Source organism: Paenibacillus sp. FSL E2-0178 (assembly GCF_038593005.1).
Taxonomy (GTDB): domain Bacteria; phylum Bacillota; class Bacilli; order Paenibacillales; family Paenibacillaceae; genus Paenibacillus_AQ; species Paenibacillus_AQ phytohabitans.
Genome location: NZ_CP151953.1, coordinates 3,775,795 through 3,802,152, shown reverse-complemented (window position 1 = coordinate 3,802,152; position 26,358 = coordinate 3,775,795). Strand labels below are relative to the sequence as shown.

Genomic DNA, 26,358 nt, shown 5'->3' with positions numbered 1-26,358 from the left:
CCCGTGAAGCGAACCTCAACCTTTAACTTGTTTAACATTTTGAACAGTATATTTATGATTCTGATTGTCATCTTCACCTTATATCCATTCGTCTATCTCGTAGCCCAGTCCTTCAGTTCGGAAGCCGCTATTTATGCAGGCAAGGTGACCTTATTCCCGGTAGAATTCACAACCAAAACTTATGAGGTGATCTTGAGCAAACCGGATTTCTTCCATTACTACTGGAACACCATTGTATATTCCGTAACAGGCACTTTAATCGCCGTGACGGCAACAGCAGTAATCTCTTATCCGCTATCCAAAGATAAACTGCGGCTCAACAAATTTTTCATTCCGTTTGTCCTGTTCACAATGTATTTCGGAGGCGGACTCATCCCGAACTATATTCTGGTGGCCAAGACGTTAGACATGCGGGATACAATCTGGGCGATTGTCATTCCGGGGGCGATCAGCGCCTTCAATGTCATCCTGATGAAGACGTTTTTTGCCAGCCTGCCTTATGAACTGGAAGAAGCGGGTCGGGTGGACGGCCTGGGGGTATTCGGGATTTTCACCAAAATCATTCTGCCCTTGTCAAAGCCGATTCTGGTTACCATTATGCTGTTCGTGATGGTCGGCATGTGGAATAACTGGTTCGGACCGTCACTCTATCTGCAGTCAAAAGAGAAATGGCCGGTCGCCCTGTATCTGAAGCAAATCATCGACAATGCGGTCAGTCCGACCGAAATCGGGGCATCCTCCGATCAGACGAGCCAGATTGCGGCAAGCATCAAATCGACGGCCATGGTGTTAACCTCACTGCCTATCATCTGCGTGTATCCTTTCGTGCAGAAGTATTTCGTACAGGGCATGATGATCGGCGCGGTCAAAGGATAAACGGTATAACCGGAGGGGGTATGGCCCTCTCTGTTATATATAGCTCTATACACAAAAAGGGAGGCAAACAATGAGATTCAGTAAACCACTTGCAATGGCATCGCTGGCGTTGATGTTGTCTATGACAGCTTGTTCATCCGGGAATAAAGAGGCTTCGGGCACCAGTAATTCCACAGCACCGAATGCTGCGGGTACGAATGCACCTGCAACAGCCGGGGCGGAAGATTATACCTTTGGCGCAGATCAGACCTTCCACTCGAATGAACCGGTAACCTACTCCATGATGTACAGCGACCATGAGAATTATCCATATAATAAAGACTGGCGGCTGTGGAGTGCGATCCAGGAGAAAACGAATGTAAACTTTGATCTGGCCATTACGGCAAGAACCGAATATGAGAACCAGAAATCCCTGCTCGTGAACAGCGGAGATGCTCCTTATATTATTCCTAAGACTTATGATGAATCCGCTTTCGTGGCCACAGGCCAGATTGTACCTGTCAGTGACTGGGTGCAGTACATGCCGAACTATATGAAGGCCGTGAAGGATTGGGGAATGGAAGAGGATCTGAAGGCTAAGCTCAAGGAGGACGGCAAATATTACGTGCTTCCAGGCATGTGGGAGATTGCCGGTGGCGGTTATTCCTACATTATCCGCAAGGATGTGTTTGAGGCTGCGGGAGTGGATGTTGAAGGCCAGCAGGGCAACTGGACCTATGAAGACTTCTATGAAGCGATGAAGAAGGTCAAGGACTTCACAGGCAGCAAATATGTCATCTCTGACCAGTTCAAGGGAGATTCCGCACTGAACATTGCTGCGGTTCAATATGGCGTTACTGCCGGCTGGGGATTATCCAACGGTCTGGTCTTTGACCAGGATAAGCAGCAGTTTGTTTTTGCTGATGCCTCCGATGACTTCAAGGACTATCTGAGCTACTTCAACAAGTTAGTCAATGAAGGCATTATGGACCCTGAATCCTTCACTCAGGAAGATGATGCGGCACAAGCCAAGTTCTTCAAGGGCGACACCTATGTGATCAGCGGAATCTATCAGGTTATGGCCGATTTCAAGAGCAAGATGCAGGTTCCGGATAGCGAGCTCTACATGATCACCCAGCCGGGCGGCCCCAAAGGGAAACTGCAGGTTGAAACCTCCCGTCTGGAGAACGGAATCATGATCAGCCAGAATGCGCTGGATGACCTTGGCGAAGAAGAGTTCATTAAGATGCTCCGCTTCGTCGACTGGTTCTGGTACTCTAATGAAGGTCAGATGCTCAGCTTATGGGGCGTAGAAGGGGAGACGTATACCCTGGATGCAGACGGAAATGTAGTGCTGAATCCGGATATCTATTATAACGGAATCAATGAAGGTGCCGCTAAGCAGCTGAATGTGGATTACGGCTTCGCCGGCGGGATGTTCGCCTACGGCGGCTCTGAGAAGCTGAAGCTGTCCAAGATGACCGATGGGGAGAAAGACTTCGTGAGCCGCGTCCAGTCGACACGGGATACCCGCAAGCTGGCACCGCCGATCATGGCTACTCCTGAAGAGAATGAGCAGATGAAGCTGATCTCGACGCCGCTGATGGATTACGTCAAGACCATGACGCTCAAGTTCGTGACCGGCCAGGAAAAGCTGGACAACTGGAGTCAGTATACGGCTCAGGTTGAAGCCAACGGCAGCACGCGGTATACGGAGATGGCCAATGATATTTTTGCGAAGACAAAGAGTCTGTTAGGCTATTAATGATTAACTCGCTTAAGTAAATAGATTCAAGTACGGCAGATCCCCTTCAGGCAGACTTTCCGGCAGCAGCATCTTAGAATGCGGTGGCTGGAGAGGGCTTGGAGGGGATTTTTGCGCCCATTCCTAATTGTCAGCATCCATTCTATGATGGAAATAAGAGATAATCTGCTGAACGGTTCTTTCAGGGTAATGAATGCCTTTGCATCGCCGGATTTGTCTATAACTGAAGCTGTGCATGAACTTGTAGGTTGCGCTGCGCAAGAGTTGAAAGTTGGTTTTCAATTCAAAATCCTGCACCAAATACAACATTTCCCTCGATAATTTGGCCGAATTTCAAAATTGTTGTACTGAATGCAACATTTCTCCTCCTACTGGCAGTTCAGCGGGGGGATTCTTGTATTTTGTACAACAATTCTCCCAAACACCCGGTTATCTACGACTCGAAGTTGTACTACGTACAACATTATTATCTTCTGAGGGTGAAACTGTGGGATTTACTCTGCTGCTGGGCGGGGGAGCGTGCTATTCAGCTTTCTCCAAGTATATTGGCGCACCTGAACCCCATCTTCATCTGTTATTCAGGTTCGGTGTTTATACTACTTCTATAAATCAAGGCATGTGCGGATGGAGAACGGACGCTGCCGTAGAGGAGGTTAACATGGTAAAAGGAATCCAGCGAATATTATATGTCATGCTCGCCTTCTTCATAGGGCTGTTTATTGCTTCCTCCTTCTTTATCAGGGCGAAATATAACTATGCAATCTATGGCGATACAACAGTGCTGGAGAAACAGAATCTCTTGCTCTTTATCCTGCTGGCCGCAGCCGTTCTGGGACTGAGCTACGTGCTGTACAGGCTCTGTCTGAAGCTTAATAAATACAGCAGGAGGATAGTCATCCCTGCGGTCCTGTTATTATCTGCCGCCATTCAACTCGTGATCATCTTCCTGTTCACCCGCATGCCGACGGACGATTCGCAAACGGTGCTGTCGCTGGCGTGGGATATGCTGTACAACAAGGATTATTCATCCTTCCAGTCGGGCGGATACCTGTATATGTTCCCGTTCAATTTCTCAATCGTTCTGTACCTGAAGACGCTGCTGTTCCTGTTCCCGGACAATTATCTGGTCATCAAAAGCTTCAATATCCTGTTCTCGCTGGTCACCACGCTAATGATCTATCTGCTCTACAAAGAGCTGAATGCCAAGTCCCGATCGAATGACTATGGTGTCCTGGTGTTCGCCGCGACCTATATTCCGTCTTTGTTTATGAGCAACTTTATCTATAATGATGTGATTGCCACAGCTCTGCTGACCAGCGCTTTGTACTTTGCCGTTACATTCATCCGCAGAAGATCCATGAGGGATATCGTGTTCGCGGCCATCCTGCTGGCGCTCGGCAACTATTTCCGGAGCACAGGCATGATCTTCCTGATTGCCGTGCTTATCTGTCTGCTATTTAACTTCCGTCACCTTGGGCTTAAAAAAGCCATTGCCTCCATAGGCATAACGCTGCTGGTATTTAACATTCCGGGCTGGACGCAGAACGCTGCGCTCCAGGCCACAGGTATCGTGGACGAATCCCCGTCCAGTAATGCTGCACCGGTCTATATGTGGCTGAATATGGGGATCAATCTGGAGACGCTCGGCTTCTGGGATAACCGGGAGAGCTATAATATCTATCAGCAGGATGCCGGCTACAATAAAGCGGAGAGCGTGGAGCTCTTCAAAGCGTCCATCAGTAATAAGCTCTCGGAGGCTACTCTAGGGGAGCTTGCCGGAATGTATTATAAAAAGCTCGTCTGGATCTGGACCGAAGGAACGTATCAGGTGGAGCGGTACGGCATCGGGAATGATGGAACCTCTATAGGCGGCGGGGGGAGAAACGGCTTTGTGATGGACCGCTATATTTATTCCACCCCGGCTTCTGAGCTGCTTAAGGGAGATTCGGATTACCGGAGCGGACTGCAATGGGTGGTTTATGTCCAGAATATCCTTATGTACGGCTTCATTCTCTTCCGGCTGATCTGCGGGATACGGGCCAAGCGGTTTGCGGAAACCCCGCTGGTGCTGGTGATACTAGGCTTTATCGGCTTCTATTTGCTCTGGGAGATCAAGGCCCGGTATATTTATCCGGTATATCCGCTGCTGATTGTCTTATCCTACATGGGCTTTAAAGATGTCTATGAACTTCTGACCACGAAAAGGGGGACTAGGCATGCGGTTCAACAATCGGCACAAGAGTCGGACTAAGAAATCCTGCATCACCTTAATCATTACTGTGCTTAGCTGTTCGCTGGTGCTCACCTCTTGCGAGGCAATTACTGCCCAGAAGATTTCAAGTGACGATTTCAACTCCAGGTCGGGCGGGTTCCCCGGCATGAACGGCGGCACGAATTTCAATGGCGGCGGCCGGGGAATGGATCGGGGAGGAACGCGCAGAGGCGGCAGTCAGGGGACGGATAGGGGAACGGGCAGCAGCCAGCAATAGAGAGCAATAGCCAGCAATAGCCAGCAATGAGCCGGCCGGGTAGTGGAGGTTATGCCAGCGTGGCGGGGAAATGCTTTTTCCACTTTCTGATCTTTCCCCGGAAGGTTTTGAACGGAGCTGCTGAATTAATGTGAATCCACCGGGCCATGGGCCAGTTGTCCTTGGTTCCGGTCCATTTACGTGAGCCCTGGATGAACAGCTCTTCTTCCGTTAATGTGCTGACCCAGTCCAGCCACTGCTGCTCCGATTGCCGGAATAAGCTGCGCAGTTCAGTCAGTGAATACTCAGAATATTTGTCGTAAAAGGACTGATATAATCCGCCCAGCTCATTCCACTTATAATCCTGAGCCGGCATGAGGAAGGCCTGTCCTTCCAGCTCCTTCTGATCCCAGCTCCTCACCAGCTCCAGCCATCCCAGCTGATAGGCGATGATCTCGGCGGGGGTTTTATCCACTTCAGGAATTCGCGTATCCTTGTACTTATCGTCAATACCGCCATACTCGGCGTCCAAGAGCAGGTAAAGGGTATGGATCGTTTCCAGCAGGTCCTGTTTGGACGAATATTCATAGCTTGCCATAGCGCTCACTCTCCTTTAATTAGGTTATACCATAGAGCTGTGACAGCAGTCTGTCCAGTTTAACCAGATTCAGCTCCTGTTCCAAATCCGCTGCACGCCGGTAAGTGTGTCTCCATTGAAGCTTAGCTTATAGATATCCGGCATATCCAGCTGCTTCCAGAAGCCGTAATCATAACGCTTATCCAGCGCATTCATGATTAAGACCATAATGTTACCGTGAGTCCCGATGACGGCGTTACTGCCTTGGTATTGCTGCAATACTTTGTGGAGTGCCTGAACTCCCCTGTCCTGGGCAGTCAGGTTAGATTCTCCGCCTTCCCAGGCAAAAGAGGGATTCTCCCATACCTTCGCAACGGCCTGGCCGAAGTCACTGACGGGTCCGCCGGACAATAACCGTTCTCTGAAATCCTCTTCGATTACAGGTTCAAGGCCCAGGGGGCCGGCCAGTCCTTCAATGGTCTGTATTGCCCGTTTATAGGGACTGGAGATCAGGACATGAATATTCTCATGGATGAGCAGTCCGCTGACCTTCCGCGCATCTGCCTGTCCACGTTCAGATAAAGGTCTGTTTAATTCATCGGCAGAATAAGCCGAGTGCGCATGTCTTACCAAATACAAATTTGTAACCATTATTTATCACCTCATCTGCTAATATTTGTAATGCATTGTATCATGAATGAAGCGGGGAATTCAGCGATGAATCTTGATTATAGAGAGCGGATCGATAAGGTCATTGCCTACATAGAGGAACACAGCAGTCAGCCGCTTAAGCTCGATACGCTGGCGGAGATCTCCCATTTCTCCAAATTTCATTTCAGCAGAATATTCACAGCTATGGTCGGTGTGACTCCCATGGCCTTTGTAAACAGGAAGCGTATACAGCACTCACTGGTGCTGCTGACCGAAACGAATAAGACTATTCTGGAGGTTGCAGGTCAAAGCGGTTTCGAATCGGTATCGGTCTTTAATGCCCATTTCAAACGGTATTATGGCTGTACACCGGGCAGGTAGAAATCAGGCAGATCCCTGAGGTTGAAGTTGCTTATATCAGGCATATTGGAAGTTACCTGGATACGTATAGCGCATGGGACAAGCTAAGCCGCTGGGCATACCAGCGGGGTATTCATGGAGGGAATCAGCAGTTTATCGGAATATCGTTGGATGACGGGGATCTCGTAGAGGAGTCTGCGTGCCGGTATGATGCCTGTGTCACCCTTCCGGAAGGGTTTGAGCAGGAAGCACACCGGCCGCAGGTAGAATTCAAGACAGTATCCGGCGGCATGTATGCGGTGTATTCATACTACGATACGGTGGACAAATTGGTCCTCGCGTATGACAGCATGTTCAGCGTGTGGTTACCCCGCAGCGGATATGAAGCGGACGACAGGCCCTGCCTCGAATTCTGCCTGAATGATCCCATGAAGGATCAGGAAGGCAAGTGTAAGGTTGATTTGTATATTCCCATTAAGCAGCGCGTATAAGTATCGGAGAATGGAGTGGCGGGAATGAATGTGGAGGTTGTATTTGAACGTTTTCCTGTACTAAGATCAGATGAACTTGTATTGAACAGAATTGAAGAGACTCATCTGGACGAGCTGTTTGATATTTACAGCAACGATAGAGTTTTTGAATATTGCGGGATCATCCCGAAGCATAACAAGGCTACAGTCAGCAATATGATAGGACATTTTGAACGGGACTACGCCAAAAGATCAAGGGTCAAGTGGGGCATCTTTGCCAGTGGTGAGGAGGGGCGTCTGCTCGGAATTATTGAAGCCTGTGATTTCAATCAGAAGGTGAATATGGTGACGATCGGCTACTTCCTGGCGGAAGCCCATTGGGGGCAAGGCATTGCCTCTAAGGCTGTTGAAATCCTGCTGGATTATATCTTCAGGGAGGTTCAGGTGAACAGAGTTCAGGCCGAAGTGATGCTGATGAATGAACCGTCCAAGAAGGTGCTCCTGAAGACCGGCTTCATCAAGGAGGGGATGCTGCGGCAAGCCGCCTTGTGGTCAGGCAAAGGAATTGTCGATCTGGAGATATACAGTATGCTTAGGGAAGATTATATTCAGGTGTGAAAATAAGAAAAAAAAGCTCAGGCCCGTTAATAGGCTTGAGCTTTTTGGTGCTGTAAGAACTAAATTATTGGGGTAATTTTTGGGGTCCCCGCAAAGTACCTGAGTCAGCTTCGAAGCTGGAGCCTCACTTTGTGGGGTTATTTTTGTGGGGGAGGCTTATGCTTCCATCTTCTGCGCCGTATAGAGCCGGTGGTAGAGGCCGCGGCGGGCAATCAGCTCATCATGCGAGCCGCTTTCCGCAATGCCCTTATTCGAGACATACATGATGCGGTCGCAGTTCTTCACGGTGGACAGCCGGTGCGCGATGATGAACGAGGTACGTCCCTTAAGCAGCTCATTCAGACCCTTCTGAAGCAGACGCTCGGTCTGCGCATCAATGGAAGAAGTGGCTTCATCGAGAATGAGAATGCGCGGGTTGGCCAGCAGGGTTCTGGCGAACGAGATGAGCTGCCGCTGTCCCTGGGACAGCTTGGAGCCGCGCTCATTAACCTCCGTCAGGTAGCCCTGGTCGAATTCACAGATGAAATCATCGGCGCAGACGGCCTTCGCAGCGGCGATGATCTCTTGCTCGGTGGCATCCGGTCTGCCGTAGCGGATATTATCCAGAATCGTTCCCGAGAAGATGAAGCTGTCCTGCAGCATAATCCCCATCTGGCTGCGCAGCGATTTCAGCGTGATCCCGGCAATATCCTGCCCATCGATCAGGATTCTGCCGCCCGTAAGGTTATAGAAGCGCGAGATCAGATTGACGACCGTAGTTTTGCCGGCACCGGTCGGTCCGACCAGCGCGATGCTCTCTCCGGCTGCAACATCGAAGGAGATGTTCTCCAGGATGTTCAGCCCCGGATCGTAGGCGAAGGTTACATCGTCGAAGGTGACCCGGCCCTGAACGGGCGGCAGCTCCTTCGCCCCGGGAATATCGCTGACGGTAACCGGCTCATCCAGCGTTTCGAAGATACGCTCCAGATAGGCTACCGCATTGATGAAGTTGTTGTATAGCTGGGATAGATTGAGAATCGGCTGCCAGAAGCGGGCGGCATAACTGCTCATCGCGAGAATGACACCAAGCGTCATGTTCTGCGGGTTCATAGTCAGCAGGCCAACCAGGAAAATCATTGCCGTAACCATGGTAGACAAGTTATCGACAGTGAACGGAATAAGCGTATTGTAACGCAACGCCCGCATCCATTCCGTGCGGAAATTACCGGCCAGGCGCGTAAAGACGCCCTCATTGCGCTGTTCCCGGGAGAACATCTGCGTTACGCCGATCCCGCTGATGCTTTCCTGCAGATAGGCGTTCAGATTGGAGCTTTTGTTCGATACCGCCTGCCATGCCCGGCGCTGCCGGGTTTTGATAAGCAGCATGACACCGAGGAATACAGGCAGTCCGGCAAGGATGACGAAGGAGAGCCGGACATCAACGGCGAACATGAAGGCAGCAATGAAGATCAGATTCACGATTTCTAAGATAAAGTTAATAATTCCGTTCGACAATACGTCGGATACAGCATTGACGTAGTTAACAACCCGGATCAGAATCTTGCCCTGCGGCCGGTCATCGTAATATTTGAACGGCAAATCCTGCAGATGCTTGAACAGATCGGTACGGATATCGAAGATAATATCCTGCCCGACACTGGTCATGATCCGTGAGCGGATGGTAGCCAGAATTACGCTGACCACAATGGTCACCAGCATCAGCGCGGACCAGCCGACCAGCGCGCCCATATCTTTGGCGGGAATGGTCACGTCTACCACATGCTGCATAATCAGCGGGGCGGATAGGGCGATAGCCGCCGACAGTGCGCTGAGCACGAATGCGAGAATCATCGGTTTCTTCTTGCGTCTGATATAGACCATGGCCCGCCGGAAATGCTTAATATTAAACGGCGATTCCAGATTCTCATCGACATCGAATTTATTCCTGGCCACTCTCGGTCACCTGCCTTCCAATGCCCTCGTTCTGCAGCATGAATACATCGTAGTAATACCCCCGCTTGGCCAGCAGCTCGGCGTGGGTGCCTTCCTCAATCAGACGGCCGCCCTCTAAGATCAGGATGCGGTCTGCCTGGGCGGTAGTGGATACCCGCTGTGCAATGATAATCTTCGTGCAGGGATACTCCAGCTCACGCAGACTCCGCTGAATATGCTCCTCCGTCTCCAGATCGACGGCAGACGTCGTATCATCCAGGATCAGGATCGGACGGCGGACCGCCAGCGCGCGGGCAAGCGCAATACGCTGCTTCTGTCCCCCGGACAAGCCGACACCGCGTTCGCCGACTACCGTGTCATAGCCTTCCGGCATTTTGACGATGAAATCATGGGCTGCTGCGAGGCCGGCATAGGCCTGTGCTTCTTCTTCCGTAAGCTCGGGGTCACCATAGGCGATATTCCCGTCGATTGTATCGGAGAACAGGAGGACGTCCTGCGTAGCCATCCCGATATTCCCGCGCAGTTCATCAAGCTCAAGCTCACGGACATCTCTGCCGTCTACCAGCACGCGGCCTCCGGCCACATCGTAGAACCGGGGGATCAGGTTGATCAGCGATGTCTTGCCTGAGCCTGTTGCGCCCATAATGGCAATCGTTTCACCGGGTTCAATCGTGAAGCTCAGATCATCCAGCACGGTAGCGCTGTCATATTTGAACCGGACATGCTCGAATTCAATCCGGCCCTCATAGCGGCGGCTCTCTGTGACATTATGCTCGTTCACAATAGCGGGGCGGGCATAATAGATATCAACGATTTTGGATAAGCTGGCAAAGAAGCGCTGGATATCATTGATAATAATCCCGATATTGCGCATAGGGTTGGATACCGCCCAGATAAGCGAAGAGAAGGCTGCGAACTCACCAAAGGTGATCCGGCCGTGCATCAGGAAGTAACCGCCGGCCAGCATCAGAATGACGTTGAAGGCTTGGGCGAAGGATTCCAGATAAGGAAAGTAATCAAGCCAGACTAGGGCCGCCTTCTTGTTCGCCACAGAGTAGTTGACATTCTTCTCCGTGAATTTGGCAATCTCAAACTCTTCACGGGCGAAAGCCTTGACTACACGGTTGCCTGAAATGTTCTCCTGGGTCGTCGTGTTAAGCTGGGACAGCCGCTCGCGCAGATCAATGTACATGGGACGGACACGTTTGGCGAAGATAAAGGCCACGACAAAAATCGGTGGCGACAGAATCAGCATCCACAGCGTCAGCTGGACATCAATCGTAAGGAAATAAATAACGGCCGCCAGAAAAATAGTCAGCGATTCAATGATCGTCTTGAAAATCCACGCCATCGAATGCCGGACCATATCCAGATCGCCTGTCATCTTGGTCATAAGATCACCGGTACGGTTGCGGTCATAATACTCCCGGTCCTGCCCCTGAATCTTGTTGTACAAATAAATGCGGATGTTGTACATCATATTCTGGGAGGATATTTCGTACTGCATGGTCGTTAGATAAGCCAGACCTGTACGGAGCAGGGAAAAGCCAATCATGCCCAGGCAGAGCGCGATGAGCAGACCCCTCTCTGTAGCAAGATTCTGCCCTGCATGGTCGCCGGCTATAAACGTATCGACGATGCGCTGGCTGAGGTACGGGTTCACAATCGTAAGACTTGAGCCCACTACCGAGAGACAAAGTGCCACGATATACCGTGCCCGGTTGCCCTCCAGGTTTTGCCACAGCCATTTAAGTTCAAACATCTGATCACCTGCTTCTGTTTTTCTTATTTCTTGTGAATAAATCAAAGTGATTATAACACTATGAAACAAAATGTATAGGTTTACAGCTAATTTTCTTGTTACAATCGACCGAACTTTTGGTGGAGTAATTCTGCATTGCGTTAATGTATGTCACAGCTTACAATGATTCTGACATACTATGATAGTTTTGCGTTCTACATAGGCAAGGAACATATATGAGGGGGAGCATTTTTTTGGAAACGAAACAGTTAACAAGAGGGCTTAAGCCGCGCCATATCGAGCTAATCGCACTCGGCGGTACGATTGGCGTAGGGTTATTCATGGGCTCTGCAAGTACGATTAAGTGGGCAGGGCCCTCCGTGCTGCTGGCCTATCTTTTGGCGGGAATAATCATGTTTTTTGTGATGCGGATTATGGGGGAGATGCTGGTGCTCGAACCGGTCACCGGCTCCTTCGCCACCTTTGCCCACAAATATATCAGTCCGCTGGCCGGATTTCTCACTGCCTGGAGCTACTGGTTCCTCTGGGTGACTGTAGGCATGGCGGAGGTTACGGCAATCGGGATTTACGTGGGATATTGGTTCCCGGACATACCGCAGTGGATTCCGGCTCTGATTGGTGTCGGTATTATTGCGGCAGCCAATCTGGCAGCTGTGAAATTGTACGGGGAGTTTGAATTCTGGTTCGCGATGATTAAGGTGGTCGCCATTGTCGTGATGCTGGTGATTGGAACGGGAGTTATCTTCTTTGGTCTGGGGAACGGCGGACAGCCGCTCGGCTTGTCGAACCTGTACAGCCATGGAGGCTTTTTTGCGGGAGGACTAAAGGGCTTCCTGTTTGCGCTCTGTATTGTCACGGCCGCCTATCAGGGGATTGAGCTGGTGGGCATTACTGCAGGGGAAGCCGAGGATCCTAAGCGTACTTTGCGAAAAGCGATCAAAAATATCATCTGGCGTATCCTGATTTTCTATGTGGGGGCAATCTTCATCATTGTAACGATCTATCCATGGAACGAAATTGGCGGAATCGGCAGTCCATTCGTGATGACCTTTGCCAAGGTGGGGATTGTCGGCGCTGCGGGCATCATCAACTTTGTAGTGCTGACAGCGGCTATGTCAGGCTGCAACAGCGGAATCTACAGTGCGGGCAGAATGCTGTACACCTTAGCCCAGAACGGGCAGGCTCCGAAGTTCTTCGGGAAGGTCTCGGCAAGCGGGGTGCCCAGAAACAGTATTATTACAACCATCTCCCTGCTGCTGGTCGGGGTGCTGTTCAACTACCTTATGCCGGATTCCAAGCTGTTTCTCTATATTTACAGTGCCAGTGTGCTGCCGGGAATGATTCCGTGGTTCGCTCTGGCCTTCAGCCAGTTCCGGTTCCGTGACAAGTGGAAGGGCGAAATGGCAGATCATCCGTTCAAGTCGCGCCTGTTCCCGATAAGCAACTACATTATCATTATCTTCCTGTCGCTCGTGATCGTCGGCATGTGGTTCAACCCGGACACACACCTGTCGCTGATTGTGGGGGCTTCGTTCCTGGCCATTGTTGTTGCCGGCTATTATGCCTTCGGCATTGGCAAGCGTGAGCGTCCGGAGGAGGCAGGGGAAGCATAGAAGATAATAAAGAGCCTGTCTCCAATAAATTGGGGACGGGCTCTTTTTCTGGAACCACTTTTATAGAAATGTCGCCGGAATACAATGCCGGCAGAATTGAGACTTTTGGGTAAACACTGTATCGGCCTTATGTTGTACGTAATGCAACTTTGGCTCATAGTTACCCGTGTGTTTGGGAGTATTGTTGTACAAAATACAAGAATTTTCCCGTCATACTGGCTGAAACCGAAGATATGTTGCATTTTGTGCAACAATTCTGGTTTACGGCCGATTTTTCGAAGAAAATGTTGTATTTGGTGCAGGAATTCCATCACATAACCGGTCTCCGCCACACACGGCAGGCCTATAAATCTAATTCGAAGAAGACGAGGCCGCAGCAGCGGATGTTGCGGCTGCAACCGCAATTGCCGTCTGCTGGGCAATGATGATGTTGGTAAGGCTGGTAGATAACGCGGAAGTGATAATGCCGCTTTTCACGTCGTCTATATACGTATAGGACACCAGTGCAGCAGACAGCAGGAGCAGCTCCTGCTTGTTAATCGACCAATTTCCGAAGCCCTTCCGGGTGCGCAGTACCTCATACGTCTCCGAGACATCGCTTACCAGCTCTTTCTGTTCATAGGGAAGCAGTGACAGGATGCCAAGCGAAGGAAGTGTATATTCCTTGTCCATCCGGATGTCCTGTGCACGGAAGGCCTCACGCAGGCTGAGCACCCGTTCTGCAGATCCGCCATCTTCCTCCCCAAGCAGCATTACCTGTGTCAGAGCCTGAACGCTGTTGCCGGAGAAAAACTCAGGCTTCAGAGCAACATAGAGCTGTTCCAGGCGCTCGACTCCGTGCTCGATTCCGATATTGGAAATTCCGAGCATGGCAGCGAAGATATAGTCATCCTGTCCGGTCAGGAAAGGGTGCTTCGCTCTCATGCCATCGAAGAATGCCTTCGTGCGTTCGATCACCTGGACATATTGCTCTGATGTGGTATGGGCAGCAATCTGATAGGCGGCAATGACGAGATAGTCAGAAGCTCTGAATTTGACATCCTTCATTAGCTCATAGACGGCCAGCGTTTCGGCAAGCTGCTGCTCCGGTTTAGCAGAAAGAGAGAGCAGGGTGGCAATACTGATGGCGGAAGTCCCGCGGAAGGAAGAGAACATCCGGGTGTTCTCCTTGATCAGCACATGGTGCGCACGGATCGCTTCAGGATCGGCTGTTTTGTTCTCCACGGTGTAGAGCAATGCGGCCAGGCGGTTCACCTGAGCATTTTGCCAGGGGAATTCTTTCTTGATTCTCTGTGCATTTTCAGCGAACAATTCAAGTCTTGCCAGGTATTGTTCCTTCATCGGGTACACCTCTCATCTATACTTGGATACTTGGGCTAATTCTACTATACAAACCCAAATGATGAAAATGAATCTAATCTCATAGACTTGCCGTGTAACCTATGAGAGCGTATTCTTGAACATAGAGAAGGTACATCAGCGCATTATAAACCTGGAAAGAGAGGCATGAGAATGATAAGAGCATCTGAAGATAACGAGTATTATGAGTTGTCGAGCCCGACAATTCTGCCCAAGGCTTCAGGATTTCTATGGAATGAGCGGATGATGATTCATATGAATTGCCGCGGGTATGCGGTAGCCCAGTTCATGCAGCCCGAGCCTGCCAAGTACTCCTATGCCCCGAATCTGGAAGCCAAGACCTTCATGCAGCCGGAGCAGCCCTATTATGCCCACCATCCCGGCCGGTTTGTCTATGTGAAGGATGAGGAGAGCGGTGAGCTATTCTCTGCCCCGTATGAACCCGTACGTATGCCCCCTGATCACTATACCTTTGCTGTAGGCAAACATAATATTGTGTGGAAAATAGAGAAGAGCGGTATCGCTATCGAGATGACGCTGAGCCTGCCCAAGGATGAGCCGATGGAGCTGTGGCGCGTGAAGGTAACCAATCTGTCTTCTGCTCCACGGAAAATAAGTATCTATCCCTACTTCACCATCGGCTACATGTCATGGATGAACCAGTCCGGCGAGTATAAGGAAGCTCTGCAAGGCATCGTCGCTACAGCCGTTACGCCTTACCAGAAATATCAGGAATATGACAGGATCAAACACCTGAAGGATAAGACCTTCCTCCTGGCCGATCATGCCCCCGCGTCCTGGGAAGTGAACCAGGAAGCATTCGAAGGGGAAGGCGGGATCAGCTCGCCGTCAGCGCTGAGAAGCAGTCTGCTCTCCAAAGGGGAAGCCCGTTACGAATCACCGGTTGCCATTCTGCAGTATAGTATCGGCCTGGAGCCTGGTGAAGAGCGCGAGTACCGGTTCATCTTCGGTCCAGCTCAGACAGAGCAGGAGATCGCTGATATCCGCCAGCGGATGTTCCTTAATGCTGATGCCGACGGCGAAGACGGATTTGAGCTTGCGGAACGTGAATACGCGGAATACATCCGCGAAGGCAGAGGCTGCATTGAGATCACGACTCCGGATGCGGATCTTGATAATCTGGTCAACCACTGGCTGCCCCGGCAGATGTACTATCACGGGCAGACGAACCGCCTGACGACAGACCCCCAGACCCGTAATTATCTGCAGGATAATATGGGCATGAGTTATATTAAGCCGCAGATAGCCAGGCAGGCTTTTCTGACTGCTCTAAGCCAGCAGGCGGTAAGCGGAGCCATGCCGGATGGCATTATTTTGCATGAGGCTGCTGAACTGAAATATATTAATCAGGTCCCGCATACGGACCATTGTGTCTGGCTGCCCATTTGCCTCATTACCTATCTGGATGAGACGGATGATTACAGCATTCTGGAAGAGGTTGTCCCTTATGCGGGGAGTGAGGAAACAGGATCAGTCTTCGAACATATTGACCGGGCGATGCACTGGCTGATTCATGAGCGGGATGAACGGGGTCTGAATTATATCAATCAGGGTGACTGGTGTGACCCGATGAATATGGTAGGTTACCGGGGCAAGGGAGTATCCGGATGGCTGACGATAGCTACGGCGTATGCCTGCATGATCTGGGCGGATATCTGCGGTCACAGCGGCCGACTGGAGGCTGGCAAGGCATTCCGCCTTGCGGCGGATGAGACGAATGCGGTCGTCAATCAGTATTTCTGGGATGGTGAGTGGTACGCACGGGGAATCACCGATGACAATGTCGTGTTCGGAATTAGTGAGGATAAGGAAGGGCGGATCTTCATTAATCCGCAAGGCTGGGCGCTGCTCAGTGGTGCGGCCGATGAAGAGAAGCGGGAGAAGCTAATGAAGTCGGTCACGGAACAGCTGGAGACACCATATGGGGTTGAAAAGCTGGCACCCTCCTATACCGCCATGCGGGAGGATGTAGGCCGGGTCACGCAGAAGCATCCGGGCACTGCCGAGAACGGGGCAGTCTATAATCATGCCGCAGCGTTCTATATCTATGGCCTGTATGCGGTGGGAGAGCAGGATCAGGCGTACCGCCTGCTGCGCAAAATGCTCCCGGGACCTGACATCGGGGATATCATCAGACGCGGCCAATTGCCTGTCTTCATCCCCAACTATTACCGTGGTGCTTACAAGCAATTCCCGAAGACTGCCGGACGCTCCAGCCATCTGTTTAATACTGGCACCGTTCCGTGGGTATACCGCTGCCTGATAGATGGCCTGTTTGGACTCCAGGGCACGCGCGAAGGACTGCAGGTGAAGCCGCAGCTCCCTTCCGGCTGGCAGGAGGTTACGGTTAAACGTAACTTCAGAGGTGCCGGGCTGCACATCAAGATGCAGCGTGAAGCGGGGGTGACCAAGGCAGAGGTCTATCTGGACGGCCAGTTAGTGGAGGATGGTATTCTTAAAGGTCTGAAATCCGGTATGGATTATACTGTGCTGGTCAAGCTTCCGCCTGACAATGCCTGATAGAAATGAATACAAACCGAAGGGCCGGAATCGCTGGAAGATTCCGGCCTTCTTCCAAGGGAGGAATATAGTGAAAGCGAAACTGGCCGCGGGCGGACTGGATAAGTCCATCGCCGCGCTTGCAGGCACAAGTAATCATCAAGTGTTAGCGCTCTGGGCTGCCGACTGCGCCGAGCGCGTGCTGCCTTATCTGGAGGCAGCATGCCCGGAAGAGCAGCGGCCGCGGCAAGCGGTTGAAGCAGGACGCGCCTGGGTGCGCGGTGAGCTTAAGATGGCCGCAGCCCGCCAGGCAGCGTTTGCCGCTCATTCAGCGGCCCGTGACGCCGGTCCGGCAGAGGCTTGCGCTGCAGCCCGCGCAGCCGGACATGCTGCGGCAACTGCGCATGTCGCCGCCCATGCAGTGCATGCCGCAACCTATGCGGTTAAGGCTGTCCATGCTGCAGCGGCCCCTGCCGGAGCCGAACTCGCCGTCACGCAGGAGCGTGAATGGCAGTACCGGCATCTGGCCCAGCTTAACGAGGCCTGATTAGTTGAGGGGGAGGACTGGTGGAAGTCCTCCTGCGATCCTTTTGGCGGCAGTCAGTTACACTGACTTGAAATCCTGCACTAAATACAACAATTCTCTTAAACACACAGATATGATTGAATCAAAGTTGCAAAACGTACAACATTTATGATTTATCGCTTTGCCGGCTGCAGAAAGATCCCGCGATTCGCTTAAAGATATGAACTCTGAACAAACTGTGTCGTTCCGGCCTGGGCAAATTTATGCCTGATTTCCTACCCGCCCAAGAAAGTATATAATACAGTAGAACTCACATGCGTCGTGAAAACACTTTGGCACACGGGCGAAGTGTCTTTTTGCATAAGGGAAAGTGTTGTAGGGGGCTGGATCATGGCAGTTACGATGAAGGAAGTTGCCGAACTTGCAGGGGTATCCAAAAGTACGGTTTCACAATTTCTGAACAAGAGATTCAACTATATGAGTGTGGATACGAAGAAGAAGATTGAAGAGGCCATTGAAGAGCTTAACTATATTCCCAATGAGGTGGCCCGCAGTCTCAAGCATAAGAAGACGTTCATTGTAGGCGTGATTTCCTCAACCATTCTATCGAAATTCACTACGGAGGTTGTGCGTGCCATCGAGGATGAATGCCAGCTGAAGGGGGTGCAGGTGATCGTCTGCAACACCGATGATGACCCGCTCAAGGAGAAGAAATACGTTCAGTCGATGATTGCGCGGCAGGTGGACGGCCTGATTATTTTTCCGACGGAAGAGAATAAGAAGATGTATTCCTCGCTGGTTAAGAATGGATATCCATTTGTATTTGTTGACCGTAAAATAGACGATATCAGCGTGGACACCGTACTGCTCAATAACGAGAAAGCCAGCGAGCTGGCAGTCGAAGCCTTCGTCCTTCATAACCATACCCGAATAGGAATCATTACCTTTCCGCTTGGCAAAAAGGCAATTACCACGCGGGTTGAGCGCTTGTCCGGTTACAGAAATACGCTGAAGAAGCATAGTCTTCCGGTGAATGAGAGCTATATCCAAAGCGGCAGACTGGACGAAATGCCGGCGCTGATCGGGCAGCTGTTCCATATGGACAATCCGCCTACTGCCATCATCGCCACCAATGACATGATTTTGGAGCAGGTGCTGATCTACGCCAAGAATAACCGCTTAAGCATACCGGAGGATTTCTCCCTCATCGGGATCGATGATGTATCCTTTGCTTCCTTCTACAATCCGCCGATTACGACCATATCCCAGCCAAGCTTTGAAATGGGGAAGAGGAGCGCCCGGCTGCTGCTGGATCTAATTGACCAGAAGGAAGAGGAGCAGGCAGGGCGGCCCGAGCTGGTCCGTTTGAACCCTGAGATTAACCATAGGGAATCGGTCCGCACGCTGGACTGAATGATTAAGGGCATAGATTATTGAATCGCGCAGCTTACTTTCTTTTGGAACGGAGACAGAACCGGAGAAGGAGAGTAAGTCTTTTTTTGCTTTGGAAACGGTTTTATTTTTTCTGTTGCAAAAAGCAGATATCACGTTATAATGATCGTATGATTCGAGTAATGAATACCCTTGCATTCCTGATTGTTCCTGTTTTTAACAATGATAGCGTGTTCTTTTGAAGAGGGGGTACCGGATGGCGTTAATGAGTGAATTGTTTGATTGTGGTTGTGATTTTGTTCACAAACAAACAAAGTAGTTTTATTGCACAATGTTAAGGCATGTTGTTTTATGGTTTACGGGAGGATCAAATTTTTTTGGAATTCTACTAAATCGATTTAGTAACGAGTTTAAAACTATAACTTTGAGAAAGAAGTTGGAGACCCGCCATGCATATGTTTATGAGTATTATCAAAGAACCATCGATTATTATTGCCATTGTGACGCTTCTCGGCCTCATCTTCCAGCGTAAGAAGATTCCTGAAATTATTACGGGCACAACCCTTTCCTTCATGGGCTTCACCATGATCAAAGTAGGCGGCGGTATCCTGGGCGGCGTGCTCACCAACTTCAGCAAAATGTTCTCATATGCCTTCCACCTCAAGGGTGTTGTGCCGAGTAACGAAGCGATCATGGCGCTGACCATTGATCAGATTGGAGCAGACGCTGCGCTGATCCTGCTGTTCTCCATGATTCTGAACATTGTGCTTGCGCGTGTAACGAAGTTCAAATACATCTATCTGTCTCTGCACCTTGTTCTGTTCATGAGCTTCGCCGCTACTGCGGTTATGAAAGGTCTGGGACTAAGCTCAGTAGTGACTGTTATTGTCGGTTCCCTGGCCATAGGCAGTTACATGGCGGTATTTCCTTATCTGCTGCGCAATGCCAGCCGGAACATCATCAAGTCGGATGAATATACCATCGCTCATGCTTCCATGACCTCCTACATCATCGGTACGTACCTGGGCAAAGTGTTCGGCAACCGTGAGAATGATACGGAGAACATCAAGATTAACGACCGGATCAGCTTTTTGCGCGATCCCAATGTGGCTACTACCTTAACGATGCTGGTGCTGCTGCTGGTGTCAGGACTCGTCGCCGGTGCTGATTTTGTTAACGAATTATCGGATGGCAAGGAATATATCGTCTTCATTCTGGAGCAGGCTGCAATTTTCGCCGCCGGGTTGTATATCGCCAAAGCCGGTGTTAAGCTGTTTACTACAGAAATCGTCCCTGCCTTCAAAGGCTTCTCCCAAGTGTTCGCTCCGGGCGCAATCCCAGGTGTGGATGTCCTGGTCCTGTTCGACAAATCGCCGAATTCCGCTCTGGTCGGATTCCTGGTCAGCTTCTTTACGGGTGTGGCCTGCGTGTTCCTGTTCCCGCTCGTTGGATTGCCGGTAATTGTTCCCGGAATTATGGCCTGCTTCCTGGCCGGCGGTGCTGCTGCGATCTTTGGGAATTCCAGCGGAGGCTTCAGAGGGGCTGTCATTTCCAGCTGTCTGAACGGTTTCCTGCTGTGTCTGCTGCCTGCTCTTACGTTGCCGCTGTTCTCCTACCTGGGAGCTGAAGGGGTAACATTCGCTGATCCGGACTTCACTTCTTTGTCGGTTATCCTATGGGGGATTTTCCGCTGGTTCCATTAATTTTTTCGCACACTAACTAAATCGATTTAGTGACTATTGAATAGGAGGTATTATTTTATGTTTTATCACGATCAAGAGATTCAGGCTGTAACTGTAGACAGCAATACTACCCGTAAGGTGCTCGCTCACAGCGACCAGATCATGTATACGAAGGTGATGTTCGCCCAAGCCCAGGAAGGAGAAATCCCGCTGCACAAGCATGTGCATGAACAGGTTACCTATGTGCTGCAGGGCAGCTTTCAGTTCATGATCGATGACGGTGAAACGCAGGATGTACAGACCGTCAAGGCTGGCGACAGTATCCACTTCCCGTCCAATGTGCTTCACGGCTGTATCCCGCTGGAGGATGACGGCGTTCTGTTGGATGCTTTTACACCGGCACGGGCGGATTTTCTATAGAAGAGTAATTGAAAAAGCAGATTAAGCTGATGAGAGGCGCGGGGGATCCGCGTCTCTTTTTTGGAAATAATTATAATATGGGGTCTATTCAAAGTACCTGATTAAACATCGCAGTTAAAGCCCCGCCTTGCGGGGTTATTTGAAAATATAAGAATTTATATGTTTCACATGATAAATTATCCTTCTATTTCTCGCTGAAACGGTACGGTCCTTTAAAGGACGGTACCGTTTCTACTTGGTATGGAAATACGGGTATTTTAACCTGGCCGATTATATTATAATTAGTTCAAAAAACAGGATCTTTGTCGCAAAAGGACAGAGAAGAAGGGCTTTGTATGGGAATTAGTGAAGATCAGCGAATCGCAGCGAAACAGAAGCTTATTCAGGTATTCACCTATCTGCAGGCTCTGCACCAGCTGAAGCAGCCGATAATCAAGCATATATCCGGGCAGTTATGGTCGCAGTCCCTTGCGGATCTGCCGGTTCATTCTAATGTGACCTGTGATTTCACAGAGGGGATAAGCCCCTCTGAACGTATAGACGAGGAGATGCCTGAGGTTCTGCTTCGCGTGAAGCGGCCTGACCGGACCGCCTGTCCGAAGCCGCCGGAGCTGCTGCAGCGCTGGCTGAAGCCGGATTGGGAGAAAATTCATACCCGCCCGGAACGGCTGGAGAGCATGGACAGCTACCGGGAAGCTGCGGATTCCGGGGAATATGAGGCTTATGTTGAACGTTTCGATCAGGATGAAGAGAGAGTGCGGCTCTGGGAGAATTGGACTCAGGAGCGTGAGGCCTGGCAGGAGCGGGAGTGGCCTGTCCGCAGAACGATTAAGCTGTTCGAGGATTTGTACATGCTCTATTCGTGGATTGAGCGGGAGCGGGACGCTGTGGAGCTGATGATCGGCGACGGGATTCTGCACTGGGAGCTTAGACCGGAGACGATTCACCATCCGGTGCTGCTACAGAGGATCGAGCTTGTATTCGATCCGGAGGGACCCGAATTTACAGTTATAGCCTCCGAAGCCGCCCCCGAATTTCATGGCTCCTTGTTCAGAGATGTGCCTGAAGTCAGTCCAGGGTCGATTAAGAAATGCACCGCGGATTTGCTCGAGGCTGCATGCTCCCCTTTGGATTTCACGGATACGGATGAATATTTGCGCAAAGTATCCGGATACTTGTCTGCCCAGACTGCGTTTATTCCTTATAATAGAACATCTGCACAACCGGCTCAGGACAAGACAGCAGTGTATATCCGGAGAGAACCGGTTATTTTCCTGCGCAAGCGGTCGGCCGGTTTCGATCATGCGTTCGAAGAGATTATTCAGGATTTACAAGATAGAGAGGAACTCCCCCAGGCGATTGCCAGAATTACCGGCATTGATCCGGGGGAGGCTTCAGACGGAACGCAGGTTTTTTCGTATTCGAATTTGAATGTGAATGGTGAGAACGAAGAGATTCTGTTCACCAAAGAAGCGAACTCTGAGCAGCTGGATATTGCTCTTAAGCTGGGCAGATACGGTTCTGTTCTGGTGCAGGGCCCGCCGGGTACCGGGAAGACGCATACGATTGCCAATCTGCTGGGCCATTTCCTGGCAGAAGGCAAAAGCGTACTGGTCACCAGTCACACCTCAAGGGCACTCGCCGTGCTGCGTGACAAGGTGGCAAGGCCGCTTCAGGATCTGTGTGTCAGTGTGCTGGATGATGCCAGCGGGCAGAAGCAACTGGAGAATTCCATCGATAAGATTACTTCCACCTTAAGTTCCATATCCATTGAACAGACGGAAGCGGAAGTAGAGCAGCTGACTGCCGGACGCAAATCCATTCTGGAGCAGATCAGAGGCATTGAAGACAGATTGCGGCTCTCCAGAGAGAACGATTACCGGTCTATTGTTATGTTTGGTACTTCCTTCGATCCATCCGCAGCTGCCAAAATGATCTCCGCAGGCCGACATACGATGGAGCTGGTGCCGGGAAGGATAGCCGCCGGACAGGCTTGTCCGCTTACCCCTGACGAGCTGGAACAGTTATATAGAAGCTCTGGGGAAATCAGTGCACTGGATGAAGCGGAATTCCTGTACTTACGCAATCGTATAGAACTGCCTGTCACTCCTGAAATTTTCCATGAGCTTGTGCTGGAATATCAGGCACTTGCCGCTGCAGATACCGTCAGACATCTTCCTTACTTCAAGCCCGGTATGGCTGTACATCCCGGGAAGCTGAACGCCGCTCTCCAGCAGCTGCTTGAGGCGTTTGGTGCCGTTACTGAGGAGGACTGGAAGCTGAATCTGATCTCGGCAAAAGATAATGATAAGCACGATTGGACCGATCTGCTGGAAGAAGTGGAGAAGTGGCTTGAGCTATACCGGCTTGCGAGAACCGCCAGATACAAATATGGCTTTGAACATTTGGCCGATACGGATCTGCAGCCGCTGCTGCCTGTACTGGAGGAGATGAAGCAATATCTGGAAGACGGGGGAAAGCTGAGCACGTTCCAGCTGTTGCTTAAGAGACCGTGGAAGAAGGCCTGCGAGCTTATTGCGCCTCCCGGCAAAGGAATTGAACAGGTCAACGCTGCCTACCTGGACGCTCTGGTTACTGTCGGTACGTATCAGGCGCAGCGGGCCAAGTCCGTCATCCGCTGGAAGCGTCAGGTTACGGACGGGGGCGGATATGATCTGGCCCGGTTCGGACCGCAGCCCGAAGAGTATATGGATAACATTATTCAGGAGATCCGCAGCCTGCTGGACTGGCGGCAGACAAGCTTTGATCCGCCGCTTCAATCCCTCGAGAGCGAGGGGCTGCTGTGGAATGTTCTGCTGAACGCCAAGCCTATGACGGTAGGCAAACATATGGATTGGATTCATATGCGGGAGCTGGTAGAGCAAGAGCTTCCTTCTATTATAGGTGCCAATATTAAGGCAGAGAAATGGAGAACAGTTAAAGAGCAGATTGCGGAAGCAGGCAGGGCTGCAGAGTTGCTGGCAGATTCCCGTTCCGCTATAGCCTGCCGGCTGCAGGAGAGTGTAGAGCGGCTGGACCCGCAGTCCTATGAGCAAGCGTATCAGGCAGTTCAGCAATTATGGGATAAAAGTACGCGGATCGGTCAAAGGGAAGAATGGCTGGAGCGGCTGCAGCAGAGTGCTCCGGATTGGGCGGAGGCGCTCAGGGACAGAAGCGGAATCCACGGAGAGCACCGGGCCCCCGATGGACTTGAAGCGGGTTGGCTGCTTAAACAATTGGATATGGAGCTTGATCAGCGGGCGGGCATCTCCGCACAACAACTTCAAGAAGAACTGGTGGAGATTCGTAAAAAGTTCAAAGCGGCCACACTTCAATTAGTGGAGAAGAAGGCCTGGCTGGCGCTTGCCCGGAAAACTACGCTGAAGCAGCAGAACGCTCTTCACGGCTGGAAGCTGCTGATGAAAAAAGCCGGCAAGCGCACGGGAAAAGCGGCTCCCCATCTGCTTGCCGAAGCCCGGAAGCTGATGCCGGTCTGCCAGACAGCTGTTCCTGTCTGGATTATGCCTACGTACAGAGTGGTCGACAGCTTCACTCCGTCCGAGAACCGGTTTGATGTGGTTATCGTGGATGAAGCCAGCCAGGCAGATATTATGGCGTTGACAGCACTGTATCTGGGTACACAAATTGTTGTGGTAGGCGATGATGAGCAGGTGAGCCCGGAAGCCATCGGCCAGCGGCTGGATGAGACCAGAAGACTGATGGATGCCCATCTGGAGGGGATTCCCAATGCCGCACTTTATGACGGCAGCACCTCAATTTATGACTTAGCCAAAACTTCATTCGCGGGCATGACGCAGCTTAGGGAGCATTTCCGCTGTGTGGAGCCGATTATCCAGTTCAGCAACCTGCTCTCCTATAATGGTTCCATTCTTCCGCTCCGCGATGCCGGCGGAGTAACCACGAAACCGTATACCGTGGAATACCGGGTTGAGGGCGGGAACCGGAACAGTAAACGCAATGAGGCAGAAGCAGAGGCCATTGCTTCGCTAATTCTGTCTGCTATCCAACTGGAAGAATACAAGGATGCTACATTTGGCGTGATTACGCTGCTTGGCGAAGAGCAGGCCATTCTGATTGACCAGTATTTGCAGAAGTATATTCCGGCAACGGAATACAAGCGGCGGAAGATACGCTGCGGCAACTCCGCCCAGTTTCAGGGGGATGAGCGCGATATTGTGTTCCTGTCCATGGTGGACGCTTCAGAGGAAGCTGTGCCTCTGCGCCTCATCTCTGATCCGGGAAACCGCACCAAGAAAAGGTATAACGTAGCTGTAAGCCGCGCCCGCGACCAGCTATGGCTGGTGCACTCACTTGATTCCGTAGCCCAGCTCAAAGAAGGGGATTTGCGGAAACGGTTAATTGAGTATGTCAGAAATCCGTATGCAGCGGATGCAGCGTATAAACAGCAGGAGCCCGTGCTGGAGTCCGAATTCGAGCGGCAGGTTATGCGGCGGGTGCTGGATGAAGGCTATAGAGTACTGCCTCAATGGAAAGTAGGGGCGTACCGGATTGATATGGTTGTTGAAGGCGGGGGGAGACGTCTGGCGGTGGAATGCGACGGAGACAAATGGCATCCGGCAGAGAAGCTTAAGGAAGATATGGACAGACAAGCCATACTGGAACGCCTTGGCTGGAGTTTTGTGCGGCTGCGGGGCGGTGAATATTTCCGGAATCCGGAGCAGGCGCTGCAGCCGCTGTTCCGCAGACTGGAGGAGCTCGATATTCCCCGTGAGCTTCACCGGCAGGAGGCGGATGCGGATGACGGGGATGCCGGACAACCTGCGCTGAAGACGGTTATCGTAAACAGGGCAGCGCAGATCCGGCGGGAATGGCAGGAGCTTGAACGGGAACCTGGTGTTGAAGATTCGAGCTCTCCGGGGTCAGCGGCGGAGCGGGAGGGGTTCATTGCTGCGGAGCAAGCGCAAGAGGAGACGGCGGAATTCTTTTATCAGGAAATCAGCCGGCAGCCGAATTTGACGGACTATTGGACGGAAGAAATGCGAAGCAGGGAAGAAGACAGACAGGCGGTGCTGGAGCAGGAGCTTAGCTTGCTGGAAGCGGATGCGGGTCTGGAGCTTCCTTACTGGCAGGGCCTAACGGCCGACAGTTCTGGAACGGGAGAGGATGGGGACTCCGGCTCCGGATTTAACCTGGTGGAATATTTGCGCAGCCGGGATTTGCAGTTTGTAGATACCAGAGATCAGGACGGTGCAGTATGGATTATTGAAGACCTGAACCTGATCCGCTATTTGCCGGAATTACGGCGGAAGGCAGTACCGTTTAATTATCTGAAGGAAGGGGTATATGCTACCCGCTGGAGAGCCGCCTGGTATAGCAGATCATGAGAATAATGATATGGGGCTTTTT

General features: G+C 51.2%; 19 protein-coding genes. 14 read left to right on the top strand and 5 right to left on the bottom strand.

Features of this window, described 5'->3' with window-relative positions; all coding sequences use genetic code 11:
- Positions 1–3 precede the first annotated feature (3 nt).
- The 4 genes from MHI42_RS16575 (at position 4) to MHI42_RS16560 (ending at position 5,109) form a co-directional block, all read left to right on the top strand.
- The gene (locus MHI42_RS16575) at positions 4–876 is read left to right on the top strand and encodes a carbohydrate ABC transporter permease (RefSeq protein ID WP_042210579.1); all 873 of its coding nucleotides are present in this window, start codon (positions 4–6) and stop codon (positions 874–876) included.
- 70 nt (positions 877–946) lie between these two features.
- Entirely contained in the window at positions 947–2,620 is a 1,674-nt protein-coding gene (locus tag MHI42_RS16570) for a sugar ABC transporter substrate-binding protein (RefSeq protein ID WP_342424490.1), read from the top strand.
- Between the two features lie 658 nt (positions 2,621–3,278).
- Positions 3,279–4,871 carry a glycosyltransferase family 39 protein gene (locus MHI42_RS16565; protein WP_342424489.1) on the top strand — a complete coding sequence of 531 codons (1,593 nt, stop codon included), beginning with the start codon at positions 3,279–3,281 and terminating at the stop codon, positions 4,869–4,871.
- Complete coding sequence (locus MHI42_RS16560) at positions 4,837–5,109, top strand: hypothetical protein (protein WP_342424488.1); 273 nt, start codon at positions 4,837–4,839, stop codon at positions 5,107–5,109. Before MHI42_RS16565 ends, MHI42_RS16560 begins: the two co-directional genes overlap by 35 nt.
- Positions 5,110–5,158: 49 nt before the next feature.
- Here MHI42_RS16560 and MHI42_RS16555 read toward each other — a convergent pair whose 3' ends face one another.
- Positions 5,159–5,686, bottom strand: coding sequence for a ClbS/DfsB family four-helix bundle protein (locus MHI42_RS16555; protein WP_342424487.1), 528 nt, complete (start codon positions 5,684–5,686; stop codon positions 5,159–5,161).
- Between the two features lie 69 nt (positions 5,687–5,755).
- On the bottom strand, positions 5,756–6,316 hold the full coding sequence (locus tag MHI42_RS16550; protein WP_342424486.1) for a histidine phosphatase family protein: 561 nt from the start codon (positions 6,314–6,316) through the stop codon (positions 5,756–5,758).
- 66 nt (positions 6,317–6,382) lie between these two features.
- Between MHI42_RS16550 and MHI42_RS16545 the strand changes: the two genes are divergently transcribed.
- The 3 genes from MHI42_RS16545 to MHI42_RS16535 are packed head-to-tail and all read left to right on the top strand — an operon-like array spanning position 6,383 to position 7,764.
- The gene (locus tag MHI42_RS16545; protein WP_342424485.1) at positions 6,383–6,697 is read left to right on the top strand and encodes an AraC family transcriptional regulator; all 315 of its coding nucleotides are present in this window, start codon (positions 6,383–6,385) and stop codon (positions 6,695–6,697) included.
- Positions 6,679–7,167, top strand: a complete 489-nt coding sequence (locus MHI42_RS16540; RefSeq protein ID WP_342424758.1) for a GyrI-like domain-containing protein — start codon at positions 6,679–6,681, stop codon at positions 7,165–7,167. Before MHI42_RS16545 ends, MHI42_RS16540 begins: the two co-directional genes overlap by 19 nt.
- A gap of 24 nt (positions 7,168–7,191) precedes the next feature.
- Complete coding sequence (locus tag MHI42_RS16535; RefSeq protein ID WP_342424484.1) at positions 7,192–7,764, top strand: GNAT family protein; 573 nt, start codon at positions 7,192–7,194, stop codon at positions 7,762–7,764.
- Between the two features lie 156 nt (positions 7,765–7,920).
- Here the strand turns inward: MHI42_RS16535 and MHI42_RS16530 are convergent, their stop codons facing one another.
- The gene (locus MHI42_RS16530; protein WP_342424483.1) at positions 7,921–9,696 is read right to left on the bottom strand and encodes an ABC transporter ATP-binding protein; all 1,776 of its coding nucleotides are present in this window, start codon (positions 9,694–9,696) and stop codon (positions 7,921–7,923) included.
- Complete coding sequence (locus MHI42_RS16525) at positions 9,683–11,458, bottom strand: ABC transporter ATP-binding protein (protein WP_042133617.1); 1,776 nt, start codon at positions 11,456–11,458, stop codon at positions 9,683–9,685. The genes MHI42_RS16530 and MHI42_RS16525 overlap by 14 nt, the downstream gene beginning before the upstream one ends.
- A gap of 233 nt (positions 11,459–11,691) precedes the next feature.
- On the opposite strand from MHI42_RS16525, the gene MHI42_RS16520 reads away from it, so the two are divergent.
- Entirely contained in the window at positions 11,692–13,071 is a 1,380-nt protein-coding gene (locus MHI42_RS16520) for an amino acid permease (protein WP_171719081.1), read from the top strand.
- A 351-nt stretch (positions 13,072–13,422) separates the two neighbouring features.
- Here MHI42_RS16520 and MHI42_RS16515 read toward each other — a convergent pair whose 3' ends face one another.
- Complete coding sequence (locus MHI42_RS16515) at positions 13,423–14,412, bottom strand: DUF4003 family protein (RefSeq protein WP_342424482.1); 990 nt, start codon at positions 14,410–14,412, stop codon at positions 13,423–13,425.
- Positions 14,413–14,583: 171 nt separating this feature from the next.
- Here MHI42_RS16515 and MHI42_RS16510 point away from each other — a divergent pair, with 171 nt between their 5' ends.
- The 6 genes from MHI42_RS16510 to MHI42_RS16485 all read left to right on the top strand — a co-directional run bounded on the left by MHI42_RS16510 (position 14,584) and on the right by MHI42_RS16485 (position 26,336).
- Positions 14,584–16,971 (top strand): amylo-alpha-1,6-glucosidase, encoded by a 2,388-nt coding sequence (locus MHI42_RS16510; protein WP_342424481.1) that lies wholly within the window; start codon positions 14,584–14,586, stop codon positions 16,969–16,971.
- A gap of 70 nt (positions 16,972–17,041) precedes the next feature.
- Positions 17,042–17,497 carry a putative immunity protein gene (locus tag MHI42_RS16505; RefSeq protein ID WP_342424480.1) on the top strand — a complete coding sequence of 152 codons (456 nt, stop codon included), beginning with the start codon at positions 17,042–17,044 and terminating at the stop codon, positions 17,495–17,497.
- Between the two features lie 369 nt (positions 17,498–17,866).
- Positions 17,867–18,889, top strand: coding sequence for a substrate-binding domain-containing protein (locus MHI42_RS16500; protein WP_342424479.1), 1,023 nt, complete (start codon positions 17,867–17,869; stop codon positions 18,887–18,889).
- A 440-nt stretch (positions 18,890–19,329) separates the two neighbouring features.
- Positions 19,330–20,571 carry a PTS ascorbate transporter subunit IIC gene (locus tag MHI42_RS16495; RefSeq protein ID WP_256704025.1) on the top strand — a complete coding sequence of 414 codons (1,242 nt, stop codon included), beginning with the start codon at positions 19,330–19,332 and terminating at the stop codon, positions 20,569–20,571.
- A 57-nt stretch (positions 20,572–20,628) separates the two neighbouring features.
- Complete coding sequence (locus MHI42_RS16490; RefSeq protein WP_042133628.1) at positions 20,629–20,970, top strand: cupin domain-containing protein; 342 nt, start codon at positions 20,629–20,631, stop codon at positions 20,968–20,970.
- A gap of 335 nt (positions 20,971–21,305) precedes the next feature.
- Positions 21,306–26,336 carry an AAA domain-containing protein gene (locus MHI42_RS16485; RefSeq protein ID WP_342424478.1) on the top strand — a complete coding sequence of 1,677 codons (5,031 nt, stop codon included), beginning with the start codon at positions 21,306–21,308 and terminating at the stop codon, positions 26,334–26,336.
- Positions 26,337–26,358 lie beyond the last annotated feature (22 nt).